Origin of the sequence: Zobellella denitrificans (genome assembly GCF_002237365.1) — a bacterium.
Taxonomy (GTDB): domain Bacteria; phylum Pseudomonadota; class Gammaproteobacteria; order Enterobacterales; family Aeromonadaceae; genus Oceanimonas; species Oceanimonas denitrificans.
In genome coordinates, this window is the sequence record NZ_NMUO01000007.1 from 62,422 (window position 1) to 74,897 (window position 12,476).

9 protein-coding genes and 1 pseudogene are annotated in these 12,476 nt (G+C 66.8%); 8 read left to right on the plus strand and 2 right to left on the minus strand.

Going from position 1 to position 12,476, the window contains the following annotated elements:
• Positions 1-163: 163 nt before the first annotated feature.
• The 6 genes from CGX12_RS19800 (at position 164) to CGX12_RS03115 (ending at position 9,032) form a co-directional block, all read left to right on the plus strand.
• Complete coding sequence (locus CGX12_RS19800) at positions 164-1,177, plus strand: YbaY family lipoprotein (RefSeq protein WP_176441987.1); 1,014 nt, start codon at positions 164-166, stop codon at positions 1,175-1,177.
• An 85-nt stretch (positions 1,178-1,262) separates the two neighbouring features.
• Positions 1,263-2,627 carry a hypothetical protein gene (locus CGX12_RS03095; protein WP_094038433.1) on the plus strand — a complete coding sequence of 455 codons (1,365 nt, stop codon included), beginning with the start codon at positions 1,263-1,265 and terminating at the stop codon, positions 2,625-2,627.
• A gap of 312 nt (positions 2,628-2,939) precedes the next feature.
• A complete protein-coding gene (locus CGX12_RS03100) occupies positions 2,940-4,148 on the plus strand; it encodes an ammonium transporter (protein ID WP_094038434.1) in 1,209 nt (402 codons plus the stop codon).
• Positions 4,149-4,337: 189 nt separating this feature from the next.
• Entirely contained in the window at positions 4,338-5,942 is a 1,605-nt protein-coding gene (locus tag CGX12_RS03105; RefSeq protein WP_254918192.1) for a transporter substrate-binding domain-containing protein, read from the plus strand.
• Positions 5,929-7,344: a sigma-54-dependent transcriptional regulator gene (locus CGX12_RS03110; protein ID WP_217898108.1), complete on the plus strand. Its 1,416-nt coding sequence runs from the start codon at positions 5,929-5,931 to the stop codon at positions 7,342-7,344. The genes CGX12_RS03105 and CGX12_RS03110 overlap by 14 nt, the downstream gene beginning before the upstream one ends.
• A gap of 332 nt (positions 7,345-7,676) precedes the next feature.
• Positions 7,677-9,032 carry a dicarboxylate/amino acid:cation symporter gene (locus CGX12_RS03115; RefSeq protein WP_094038436.1) on the plus strand — a complete coding sequence of 452 codons (1,356 nt, stop codon included), beginning with the start codon at positions 7,677-7,679 and terminating at the stop codon, positions 9,030-9,032.
• Between the two features lie 272 nt (positions 9,033-9,304).
• On the opposite strand, the gene CGX12_RS03120 is transcribed toward CGX12_RS03115, so the two are convergent.
• Positions 9,305-10,210: a LysR family transcriptional regulator gene (locus CGX12_RS03120; protein ID WP_094038437.1), complete on the minus strand. Its 906-nt coding sequence runs from the start codon at positions 10,208-10,210 to the stop codon at positions 9,305-9,307.
• 126 nt (positions 10,211-10,336) lie between these two features.
• Between CGX12_RS03120 and CGX12_RS03125 the strand changes: the two genes are divergently transcribed.
• Both CGX12_RS03125 and ycaC read left to right on the plus strand, forming a co-directional pair.
• Positions 10,337-11,200 (plus strand): pirin family protein, encoded by an 864-nt coding sequence (locus CGX12_RS03125; RefSeq protein WP_094038438.1) that lies wholly within the window; start codon positions 10,337-10,339, stop codon positions 11,198-11,200.
• A 74-nt stretch (positions 11,201-11,274) separates the two neighbouring features.
• Positions 11,275-11,901: an isochorismate family cysteine hydrolase YcaC gene (ycaC, locus tag CGX12_RS03130; RefSeq protein WP_094038439.1), complete on the plus strand. Its 627-nt coding sequence runs from the start codon at positions 11,275-11,277 to the stop codon at positions 11,899-11,901.
• Positions 11,902-11,916: 15 nt separating this feature from the next.
• Here the strand turns inward: ycaC and CGX12_RS03135 are convergent.
• Positions 11,917-12,336 (minus strand): annotated as a pseudogene (locus CGX12_RS03135) (4Fe-4S dicluster domain-containing protein); the annotation flags it as partial.
• Between the last annotated feature and the right edge of the window lie 140 nt (positions 12,337-12,476).

Below are 12,476 nucleotides of genomic sequence, written 5' to 3' on the forward strand. Positions count from 1 at the left end.
TCCCCCGGCCTCTTCCCGGGGAAGGCGGCCTCCGCCGCCATGGACAAAGGGGCCGGTTTGGGACTAGATTTTAACGGTCAAGCAGATCCGCGACGCCCAGGGAAGGAGCCCGCCCGCCGCCAAGGCACGGCAGGAGCGTCCTTTTTCAACACGGGAACATCATATGCACACCTTACGCCTGGCGCCCCTGGCGCTGCTGTTTGCCTTTACCCTGGCCGGCTGCTCGGAAGAGCAGGCCGCCAACGAGCAGGCCGGCACGGCCACCCTCTCCGGCAACCTCGTCTATCTGCCGCGCATCGCCCTGCCGGAGGACGCCCGGGCCAGCGTGCGCCTGGAAGACGTCAGCCTGGCCGACGCCCCCGCCGAGACCCTGGCGGAACAGAACTTCGCCACCGAAGGCCGGCAGGTACCGCTGCCCTTCAGCCTTGAATACGATACCGCCGCCATCGAGCCCAGCCATCGCTACGCGGTGCGCGGCGAGATCCGCGATGCCGCCGGCACCCTGCTGTGGACCACCACCGAACACCACGGCGTGCTGACCCAGGGCCAGCCCGGCGACGACATCGAGATCCGCCTGGAGCAGGTAGAGTCGGCGCCGGCCGGCCCCTCCACCCTGGTGTACCGCTGCACCCCGCAAGACGGCGAGCCCTTCGAGTTCGTGGTCCAGTATCATGATGGCCGGCTCGGCCTCTGGCTGCCGGACAGCTTCGAGCTGCCCTACCAGGAGCTGCCCCAGGTGATCTCCGCCAGCGGCGCCCGCTTCGAGAACGAGCAGGCCCGGGTCTGGAGCAAGGGCGATACCGCCCTGCTGGAAGTGGCCGGCCAGGACTACGGCGAATGCGTGGAAGACAGGGCCGCGGGCCTGCGGGAAGACGCCCGCCTGCGCGGCGTGACCCTGAGGGCCACCGGCAACGAGCCCGGCTGGGTGCTGGAGGTGACCGCGGGCCAGCAGATCCGCTTCAACTACAACTACGGCGCCAACGAGCTGCTGCTGCCGACGCCCGAAGCCCTGCCGGACGACGCCGGCTACCGGGCGGCCAGCGCCGACCACCGGCTCGAGGTCAGCGTCAGCCAGGAACGCTGCCAGGACGACATGAGCGGCGAGGAATTCCCCTACCGGGTGCTGGTCACCCTCGACGACCAGCAGTTCCGCGGCTGCGGCACCCGGCTGGACTGAGCCCCCCGCCCGGGCCGCCCCGGCCCGGGCAAGCTGCTTCAAAATAAGTTAACATACTGTCATCACTCGCCTTTCTGGTAACCCCGTGATCACCGTTGAGCGCAAAGACGGCTTTTCCCTGAAGATTTCCCGCATCCTGCGGGAGGCCACCGAGCACCGGCTGGATCTCTACCTGTTCATTCCCGGCGAGCTGGGGCTCAACAGCCATGTGGTGCCGGAGGAGGAGTTCTACCATAGCGCCATCCACGTCAAGCGCACCTACTTCAGCGACCGCCAGCACCTGCCCCTGGTGCACAGCCGCCTGGCCCGCCGGGGCAAGCTCGGCACCGAGCAGTACCGGCTCAGCCTCAGCCTCTACGCCTACCAGTACGTGGCGGGGCTGGAGCAGTCCTGCCACGAGCTGCGCAACAGCAAGGACGCGGCCGGCCGGGAAGAGGTGGAAGAGGTCATCGCCCTGGCCGAGGATATCCTCAAGCGGCTGCGGCGCAACGTGCCGGCGGACGAGACCCTGCTCAAGTACTACGCCAATATCGACAACTACCTGTCCTGGTTCACCGAGCAGCGGCTGCTGTCGCTGGTGGCCCACCTGCCCCGCAACGACGACTACAAGCTGCTCAAGCCCCGGCTGCTGGATGCCTGCGGCGCCGAGCGGCGGCACCGAGAAGCCCAGCAGTACAACTCCCCCCACACCGACGACTCCCCCTCGCGCCTGTCCAACAAGATGCGGCTGCTGCGCCGGCTGATCGAATACCCGGTCACCCTCAAGGAGAAAACCCGGGAGCTGGGCGGCGGCGAGCAGAAGCTGCTCAAGGCCGGGGTCACCGCCGTGGTGATGACCTCGGTGTCGCTCGCCGCCTTCGAGGTGCGCGAAACCCTGGGCGGCATCTCGCTGATGGTGATCTTCGCCCTGGCCCTGCTCTACGCCCTGCGGGAGATCTTCAAGGAGGATCTGCGCGCCACCCTGTGGCGCTGGCTGCGCAAGGGCCGGCCCAAGTGGCGGCGGCAGTACTTCGACGTGCACAGCAACCAGCTGGTCGGACGCCAGCTGGAGTGGTTCGACTACCAGTCGCCCTCCCGCCTGGACGGCGCCATCAGGGCCGCCCGCCGGGCCAACGTCAGCCAGCGCGAGGAAGTGATCATGCACTACGGCAGCCACTCGCGCATGTTGCCGACCCGCTTCCTGAGCGGTTACGAGCAGACCCGGGAAGTGCTGCAGCTCGACCTGGCCCTGCTGGCCCGGCTGATGGAAAAGGGCTCCCATCACGTCTACCAGCTCAAGGACAATCAGGTCACCCGCCAGCCGGTGGAAAAACGCTACCTCATCAACCTGGTCACCCGCGAGGTACAGGGGCAGAAACCGCCGGTGCTCCAGCGCTGGAAGGTGGTGATGAGCCGCTCCAAGATAGTGGAAGTGGAAGAGATCCCCCAGCCGGGCAAGGACGGCGGCTGACGACCGCCCCGCCGGCCAGACCCCGCTCCCGTTGTCACGGCCCTTCGGCCGGCTGGCGCTCCGTCCTTGGCATGCTTCCTGCTAAATCCTGTTCGATGTTGGGCCCAAAAACAGGGCCCGCGCACCAAGGTGGTGCCAGAGGGATATTTTTAACTTATTAATCAATAGCTTGACAATAAGACCAAAAATCCGTCCGGGTCCATGACCGCCCCGGCACGACAGTGCGCGCACCACTTTGGACAAGTTGTTTGGCAAATGCACCATCATCGTGCAGTGATGGCCCGCCGCCGGCGGGCCCGAGGAGATCAATCCATGGACAATATCAGCAGCGCCATCGACAGCCTGGCGCAGAGCGCCAACACCCTCTTCATCCTGATGGGGGCCGTGATGGTGTTCGCCATGCACGCCGGCTTCGCCTTTCTCGAAGTGGGCACGGTGCGCCACAAGAACCAGGTCAACGCCCTGGCCAAGATCATGACCGACTTCGGCTTTTCCGCCGTGGCCTACTTCTTCGTCGGCTACTGGGTCGCCTACGGCGTCACCTTCTTCCAGGACGCCGACACCCTGTCCGCCGGCCAGGGCTACGAGCTGGTGAAGTTCTTCTTCCTGATGACCTTCGCCGCCGCCATCCCGGCCATCGTCTCCGGCGGCATCGCCGAACGCGCCCGGTTCTGGCCCCTGCTCACCGCCTCGGCGCTGAGCGTGGCCTTCGTCTATCCCTTCTTCGAGGGGCTGATCTGGAACGGCAACTTCGGCTTCCAGGCCTGGCTGGAGGCCACCTTCGGCGCCGCCTTCCACGACTTCGCCGGTTCGGTGGTGGTGCACGGGGTGGGCGGCTGGATCGGCCTGGTGGCGGTGCTGCTGCTGGGCGTGCGGCAGGGCCGCTACAAGGGCGGCAAGCTGGTGGCCTTTCCGCCCTCCAACATCCCCTTCCTGGCCCTGGGCGCCTGGATACTGTCCATCGGCTGGTTCGGCTTCAACGTGATGTCGGCCCAGACCCTGGACGGCATTTCCGGCCTGGTGGCGATCAACTCGCTGATGGCCATGGTCGGCGGCATCATCGCCGCCCTGATCCTCGGCAGGAACGACCCGGGCTTTATCCATAACGGTCCCCTGGCCGGGCTGGTGGCGGTGTGCGCCGGCTCCGACATCATGCACCCCATCGGTGCCCTGGCGGTGGGCGCCGTGGCCGGCGCCCTGTTCGTGTGGCTGTTCACCCTGCAGCAGAACCGCTGGAAGATCGATGACGTGCTCGGGGTCTGGCCGCTGCACGGCCTGTGCGGCGCCTGGGGCGGCATCGCCGCCGGCATCTTCGGTCAGTCGTCCCTCGGCGGCCTGGGCGGGGTCAGCCTGGTGTCCCAGTTGATCGGCACCCTGGCCGGCATCGCCGTGGCCGTGCTCGGCGCCCTGCTGGTGTACGGCGGTATCAAGATGGTGGTGGGCCTGCGCCTCAGCGACGAGCAGGAGTTCAACGGCGCCGATCTCAGCATCCACAAGATTGCCGCCACCAGCAACGACTGAGCGCCGCCCGGGTACGCCCCGCCCGAGTGATGGTATACTGTCGCCTTTGCAGCAGCGGGCGGACGGCATGAACGAGAGGGCTCCTGAACACGGCAAGCGGACAAGCGCAACCCGGCCTGGCCGGCTGGCCGGCTGTGGGCGGCCCTGCTCTGGCTGGGCCTGGCCGGGCCGGCCGCCGCCCAGGGTGGCGTGATCCGGGTGGGGGGCGACCTCAACTACCCGCCCTACGAGTTCATCAACGAACAGGGGGAGCCCGACGGCTACAATACCGAGCTGACCCTGGCCATCGCCGAGGTGATGGGCATGCAGGTGGAGATCGAGCTCGGCCACTGGCAGCAGATGCGCCGGCGCCTGCTCGACGGCGAGCTGGACGTGCTGCAGGGCGCCGTCTTCTCCCCGGAGCGGGCCCGCTGGTTTGCCTTTTCCCCGCCCCATGCGCTGATCAACCACTCCCTGTTCGCCCGCAAGGGCGAGGCGGCCAATGTCAGCCTGGCCGATCTGGCCGGACGGGAGGTGATAGTGCAGCGCGACAGCATCATGCACGAACAACTCAGCCGGCTCGCCCCCGATGCCCTGGCCGTGCCGGTCGACACCCACTCCGACGCCCTGCGGCTGCTGGCTTCCGGCCGGCACGACTTCGCCCTGGTGGCCAACCTGCCCGGCCTCTATCTCGGCCGGGAGCTGGAGCTGTCCAACCTGGCGCCGGTGGGCCATCCCTTCCCGCCCCACCGCTACGGCTACATGGTGACCAAGGGCAACGAGGCGCTGCTGGCCCGCTTCAGCGAGGGGCTGGCCATTCTCAAGAACACCGGCCGCCAGCAGGCCCTGTATGACAAGTGGCTGGGCCCGCTGGAAAGCCCGGGCCTGCCCTGGAAGAAAATCGGCCTGGCCGCCGCCCTGGTTTCCCTGCTGCTGCTGCTGGGGCTGGCCGCCATCATGATCTGGAACCGGACCCTGCGCCGGGAAGTGGACCGCCGCAGCCGAGAGCTGGAACGCCAGCAGCAGCAGTTGCTGCAGGCCGACAAGATGGCCTCCCTCGGCATACTGGTGTCGGGGGTGGCCCACGAGATCAACAACCCCAGCGGCCTGCTGCTGCTCAACCTGCCGGTACTCAAAGAGGCCTATCAGGATGCCGAGGAGATCCTGGAAGCGCACTACCACAGCCACGGCGATTTCTACCTGGGCGGCCTGCCCTACAGCCGCATGCGCGACGAGATCCCGGCCATGCTGGACGACATGCTCACCAGCGCCGACCGCATCCGCCGCATCGTCGACGACCTGCGCGACTTCGCCCGCCAGGGCCCGGGCGAGCTCAACGAGACGGTGGATCTCAACGCCGTGGTGGCCACCGCCATCCGCCTGGTCGACACCAGCATCCGCAAGGCCAGCCACCACTTCGAGGTGAGCTACGGCGAGGGGCTGCCGCCCTTTCGCGGCAACGGCCAGCGCATCGAGCAGGTGGTGATCAACCTGATCGTCAACGCCTGCCAGGCGCTCACCGGCCCGGAACAGGGCATCCGGGTGAGCACCCGCTACCTGGCCGGCAGCCGGGAGCTGTGCCTGGAAGTCCGCGACCAGGGCCGGGGCATCGCCCCGGAGCACCTGTCCCGGCTGCGGGATCCCTTTTTCACCACCAAACGCGAGCAGGGCGGCATCGGCCTGGGCCTGGCGGTGTCCAGCGGCATAGTGCAGGAGCACGGCGGCCGGCTGGAATACGACTCCACCCCCGGCCAGGGCACCACCGCCACCCTCACCCTGCCCGCCCTCAAAGGAAACCAGAGTGATCACCAATAACCGCTATCCCGGCTTCGGGGTGCTGCTGGTGGACGACGAAGCCCCCTTTCTGCGCAGCCTGAGCATCGCCCTGGAGCGCCAGGGCATCAACCACCTCTACCGCTGCACCGACAGCCGCGAGGTGATGGCCACCATAGCACGGGAGCCCATCGGCCTGGTGCTGCTCGACCTGACCATGCCGCACCTGTCCGGCGAGGAGCTGCTGGCGCGCATCAAGGAAGAGCATCCCGACATCGGCGCCATCATCCTCAGCGGCCTGAACCAGCTGGAAACGGCGGTCAACTGCATCCGCCTCGGCGCCTACGACTACTTCGTCAAGACCATGGAGGAAGACCGGCTGATCGGCGGCATCCGCCGCGCCATCCAGGCCCAGGAAATGCGCCAGGAAAACCAGGAGATGCGCCGCCGCTTCCTCACCGACACCCTGGAAAAGCCCGAGGCCTTCGCCGATATCGTCACCCAGGACAAGACCATGAGATCCGTGTTCCAGTACCTGGAGGCCATCGCCGTCAGCCGCCAGCCGGTGCTGATCTGCGGCGAGAGCGGGGTCGGCAAGGAGCTGATCGCCCGGGCCATCCACCGCCTCGGCGATGCACAGGGCCCCATGGTCAGCGTCAACGTCGCCGGGCTGGATGACAACGTCTTCGCCGACACCCTGTTCGGCCACCACCGCGGCGCCTTTACCGGTGCCGACCGGGCCCGGGCCGGCATGATAGAGCAGGCCGCCGGCGGCACCCTGTTCCTGGACGAGATCGGCGATCTCAGCCAGGCCTCCCAGGTCAAGCTGCTGCGCCTGCTGCAGGAGGGCGAGTACTATCCCCTCGGCAGCGACAGGCCCAAGCGGCTGCGGGCCCGCATCGTGGTGGCCACCCACCAGGATCTGGCCAGAAAGCAGCAGGACGGCGGCTTCCGCAAGGATCTCTACTACCGGCTGCGCATCCACCAGGTGGAGATACCGCCCCTGCGCCGGCGCAAGGGCGACCTGCCCCTGCTGCTGGCCCACTTCCTGGCCGAGGCGGCCGAGGAGCTGGGCAAGAGCGTGCCGACCCTGCCCAGGGAGCTGCCGGTGCTGCTCGCCAACTACGAGTTTCCCGGCAACGTGCGCGAGCTGCGCGCCCTGGTGTTCGACGCCATGAGCCGGCACCGCAGCCATATGCTGTCGATGGAGGTGTTCCGCCAGGCCTTGGGCCAGGACAACCCCACGCTCGTGCCGCAGGACGAGCCGGAGCAGCCCCTGTTCAGCCAGCTCGACACCCTGCCCACCCTGCAGCAGGCCGGCGAGCTGCTGGTGGCCGAAGCCATGCGCCGGGCCCAGGGCAACCAGTCGCTGGCCGCCCGCCTGCTCGGCATCTCCCAGCCGGCCCTGAGCAAGCGGCTGAAGAAAAACACCGGGGAGGACTGAGTCCCTCCCCGAACCCCTATAACCAGGGTTAAGGCTATAACCAGGGAATAACAAATAACCCTTTGATAATAAAAAAGTTGGATACAACAACCACCAAATCCATAACCCTGGTTATACCCCTTCCCACCCTGCTCCCGCGTCGGCACCTTGTCATTTAACTCTTTTAAAACAACAAGTTAAGTGGAAATTAAAAACTTGGCATTCTCCTTGCTGATACCTGGTACGCGGTACTGACCGCCCGCCTCCGGATCTTCCGGCTCTGGCGGCCCCAGTTCGGGCATCGACGCCGATGCCGTTTTGCTTTTCCACATCGGATATGGAGAATCCACCTGATGACAACCGACAAGAAAAGACTGTCCCTCACCGGCCGTGTCCTGCTGGGCATGGGCCTGGGTATACTGGCCGGCTTTATCTTCCGCACCCTGCTGGCGGATGTCGCCCTGGTGCACGACTACCTGGTCAACGGCCTGCTCCATGTGGGCGGCAAGATCTTTATCGCCAGCCTGAGCATGCTGGTGGTACCCCTGATCTTCGTGTCCCTGGTGTGCGGCACCAGCTCGCTGAAGGATCTGTCCACCCTGGGCCGCCTGGGCGGCAAGACCCTGTCCTTCTACCTGGCCACCACCGCCATCGCCATCTCCCTGGCGCTGCTGATGGGCACCCTGTTCCAGCCCGGCCAGGGCGTGGATCTGACCACCGCCAGCACCTTCGCCGCCAAGGAAGCCCCGTCCCTGGGTGAGGTGTTCATCGGCATGTTCCCCACCAACCCCATCAACTCCATGGCCCAGGGCAACACCCTGCAGATCATCGTGTTCGCGGTGCTGTTCGGCATCGCCGTCAGCCTGGCGGGCAAGCCGGGCGAGCGTATCGCCGCCTTCTTCGGTGACGTGAGCGAAGTGATCATGAAGCTGGTGACCCTGCTGATGAACATCGCCCCCTACGGCGTGTTCTGCCTGATGGCCCAGCTGTTCACCACCCTGGGGCTGGACGCCATCGTCAACCTGGGCGAGTACTTCCTGGTGGTGGCCGGCACCCTGGTGCTGCACGCCCTGGTGACCTACGGCCTGATGCTCAAGACCTTTACCGGCCTGAGCCCGCTCACCTTCCTGAAGAAGATGGAAGACGCCATCATGTTCGCCTTTTCCACCGCCTCGTCCAACGCCACCATACCGGTGACCATGGAGACCACCACCCGCCGCATGGGCGTGGACAACCGGGTCGCCTCCTTCACCGTGCCGCTGGGCGCCACCATCAACATGGACGGCACCGCCATCATGCAGGGGGTGGCCACCGCCTTTATCGCCCAGGCCTTCAACATCGACCTGAGCTTCAGCGACTACCTGATGGTGATCCTGACCGCCACCCTCGCCTCCGTCGGCACCGCCGGCGTACCCGGCGTGGGCCTGATCATGCTGGCCATGGTGCTGAACCAGGTCGGCCTGCCGGTGGAAGGCATCGCCCTGATCATCGGGGTCGACCGCCTGCTCGACATGCTCCGCACCGCGGTCAACATCACCGGCGACTCGGTGGTGACCTGCATCGTGGGCAAGAGCGAAGGCGCCATGGACCTGGCCCGCTTCAACGACCCCCACTCCGGCGAGAAGGAAGAGGAAATCCGCTTCCCCCGTCGCGGCAGCGACACCGCCAGCGAGGCCTCGGCCAGCAAGGCCTCGGCCAGCAAGGCCTGATCGACCTCCCCGTACAACACCGGCGCCCCAGGGCGCCGGTTTTATTTTGATAACAACACCATCCTGTTTTCAGCCAGAGCACAGTATTAGTTTAAAAATTGGGCAGCCAGGCACTGCGTAGCCGTCGGTTTGTGCCGCTGTAGCCGTCGCTTCAGCCGACGGGAAGACGGCGCCCAGTGTTCACGCCCCCCGCCCTTTGCCGGTTTGCGCCACGTAAACGGGCGCCTACCGGTGAGGTATCACGCTGCTCACGTTTTAAACTAAGCGGTGCTCTAGTCTTCATCCAGCTCGGCGAAGCCCTCGGCCAGGTGGTCGAGCAGGGCCCGCACCGAGGGCAGCAGGCAGCGGCGGGAAGGGTAGACCGCGTGGATGATCTCCCGCCGCGGCTGCCAGGCCGGCAGCAGCCGGACCAGGGCGCCGGCGGCCAGGGGCTCGCGCACCATCATCACCGGCAGCTGCACCACCCCCACCCCGGCCAGGGCCGCCGCGCGCAGGGCGAGCATGTCGGTGGTCACGAAGCGGGGCCGGTGCAGGATCTGGGCCTGGACCTCGTCCGGGCCGTACAGCTCCCAGCTGTACAGCTCCTGGGGTGCGCCCAGGGCCAGGCTCGGCAAGCGGCCCAGCTCCGCCGGTACCCGCGGCTCGCCCCGCTCCGCCAGCAGCGTCGGGCTGGCCACCAGGCACTGGGCCCGGTCGGCCAGGGTACGCAGCACCAGCTCGGAGTCTTCCAGCGGCGGCGGCCGCACCCGGATGGCCACGTCGATGGCCTCGCCCACCAGATCGACCCGCCGGTTGGTGGCGTCCAGGTGCAGGGTCACCTGGGGGTAGCGCCCCATGAAACCGGCCAGCATCTGGCCCACATGGGCATGAAGCAGGGCGATGGGGCAGCTCAGGCGCACCACCCCCCTCGGCTCCGCCTGGGTCGAGGCCACCAGATCCCGGGCCGCTTCCGCCTCCACCAGCATGGCCTTGCAGTGCCCGTAAAAGCGCTGCCCCACCTCGGTCACCGAGAAGTGGCGGGTGGAGCGCTGCAGCAGCCGCGCCCCCAGCCGCTCTTCCAGCAGGGCGATGCGCCGGCTCAGCTTGGACTTGGGGATCCCCAGGGCCCGCCCCGCCGGAGAGAAGCCGCCGTGATCGACCACGGCGGCGAAGTAATAAAGATCGTTGAGATCCTGCATGGGCCTCTCCCTCCTTTCGCTACCCTATCGTTCCTTATATAGAACACTGATTCTCAAATCCACCCTCTACCGCTTTTTCGTCCCACGACTAGAATTTCCTACATCATCCATTTGCGGGAGAGCACCATGAAACGAATCGCCGGCATCTACAGCGCGCCGCGCGCCCACTGGGTGGGCGACGGTTTCCCCGTCCGCTCGCTGTTTTCCTACCACAGCCATGGCGCCGAACTGAGCCCCTTCCTGCTGCTGGACTACGCCGGGCCGGCCCACTTTCCCGCGGCCGAGCGGCCCAGGGGGGTGGGCGAACACCCGCACCGGGGCTTCGAGACCGTCACCATCGTCTATCAAGGCGAGGTCGCCCACCGGGACTCCACCGGCAAGGGCGGCGTCATCGGCCCCGGCGACGTGCAGTGGATGACGGCGGGGGCCGGCATACTGCACGAGGAGTTCCACTCCGAGGCCTTCACCCGCAGTGGCGGCGATCTGGAGATGGTGCAGCTGTGGGTCAACCTGCCCGCCAGGGACAAGATGACGCCACCCGGCTATCAGGCCATCGCGAGCGCCGCCATTCCCGATATCGATCTGGACGACGGCGCCGGCCGGCTGCGGCTGATCGCCGGTGACTTCGCCGGCCGCCAGGGGCCCGCCCGGACCTTCAGCCCCATGCAGGTGTGGGATCTGCGCCTGAACCGGGACGGCTACCAGGAATTCAGCCTGCCCGCCGGCTGGACCACGGCCCTGGTGGTGCTGAAGGGCGCCGTGCTGGTCAACGGCCAGAGCCTGGCCCGGGAGGCGCAACTGGTGCTGTTCGAGCCCGACGGCGAGCAGATCAGCCTGGAGGCCAACGACGAGGCGACCCTGCTGCTGCTCAGCGGCGAACCCCTGGGCGACCCCGTGGTCGGCTACGGCCCCTTCGTGATGACCAGCGAGGCCGAGATCCGCCAGGCCATCGACGACTTCAACAGCGGCCGCTTCGGCGCCATGAGCTGAACCCGCCCGGCGGCGGCAAGGGCCGCCGCCGGACCACAGTGCCATCAGGCACACCACCATCGAGGAGCAAAACCATGAGCAAGCCCTACGTTCGTCTGGACAAAAACAACGCCGCCGTGCTGCTGGTCGATCACCAGGCCGGCCTGCTGTCCCTGGTACGTGATATAGAGCCGGACAGGTTCAAGAACAACGTGCTGGCCCTGGCCGACCTGGCCAAGTACTTCGGGCTGCCGACCATACTCACCACCAGCTTCGAGCAGGGTCCGAACGGCCCCCTGGTGCCCGAGCTGAAGGAAGCCTTCCCCGACGCGCCCTATATCGCCCGCCCGGGGCAGATCAACGCCTGGGACAACGAGGACTTCGTGGCCGCGGTCAAGGCCACCGGCAAGAAGCAGCTGATCATCGCCGGTGTGGTTACCGAGGTGTGCGTGGCCTTCCCCGCCCTGTCGGCGCTGGAGGAAGGCTTTGAAGTGTTCGTGGTGACCGACGCCTCGGGCACCTTCAACGCGCTGACCCGCGACGCCGCCTGGGATCGGATGACCGCCGCCGGCGCCCAGCTGATGACCTGGTTCGGCGTGGCCTGCGAGCTGCACCGGGACTGGCGCAACGACATCGAGGGGCTGGGCACCCTGTTCTCCAACCACATCCCCGACTACCGCAACCTGATCACCAGCTACAGCACCCTGACCTCGGGCAAGTAAGCCGGTGCCAACTCCCTACATATTGGGATAACGGGGGCCGCCGCCCCCTTCCGGCGCCGTCCAGTGGATGTTGCCGGCCGGATCCTTGATGTCGCAGCTCTTGCAGTGCAGGCAGTTCTGGCCGTTGATCTGCAGCCGCTCGCCAGCGGGCCCGGCGACGATTTCATAGACGCCGGCGGGGCAGTAGCGCTGGGCCGGCTCGGCGTACCGGGGCAGGTTGTCGCGCACCGGCAGGGTGGGATCCGCCAGCCGCAGGTGGCAGGGCTGATCCTCCCGGTGACCGACGTTGGCCAGGTGGACGGACGACAGCCTGTCGAAGGACAGCACCCCGTCCGGTCTGGGATAGTCGATTTTGCGGCTGGCGGCGGCCGGCTGCAGCCCCTCGGCGTCGTGCCGGCGGCAGTGCAGGGTAAAGGGCAGCCGACCGCCGAACAGCCCTGTACTCTGTCCGTTACTGACATAACCGGCACCGACTACCACCCACCCATCACCCTCGGCACCTCTTTCTTGTCAAAAAACAACATGAATTACTGTTCTTCCACCCCCCCTCAGTGGTCCGTTTAGTTGGTCATGAA

Excerpts from the sequence above, each read along its gene's own strand:
- CGX12_RS19800 (WP_176441987.1), top strand. The coding sequence starts at position 164 with ATGCACACCTTACGCCTGGCGCCCCTGGCGCTGCTGTTTGCCTTTACC.
- CGX12_RS03100 (WP_094038434.1), top strand. The coding sequence starts at position 2,940 with ATGGACAATATCAGCAGCGCCATCGACAGCCTGGCGCAGAGCGCCAAC.
- CGX12_RS03115 (WP_094038436.1), top strand. The coding sequence starts at position 7,677 with ATGACAACCGACAAGAAAAGACTGTCCCTCACCGGCCGTGTCCTGCTG.
- CGX12_RS03120 (WP_094038437.1), bottom strand. The coding sequence starts at position 10,210 with ATGCAGGATCTCAACGATCTTTATTACTTCGCCGCCGTGGTCGATCAC.
- CGX12_RS03125 (WP_094038438.1), top strand. The coding sequence starts at position 10,337 with ATGAAACGAATCGCCGGCATCTACAGCGCGCCGCGCGCCCACTGGGTG.
- ycaC (WP_094038439.1), top strand. The coding sequence starts at position 11,275 with ATGAGCAAGCCCTACGTTCGTCTGGACAAAAACAACGCCGCCGTGCTG.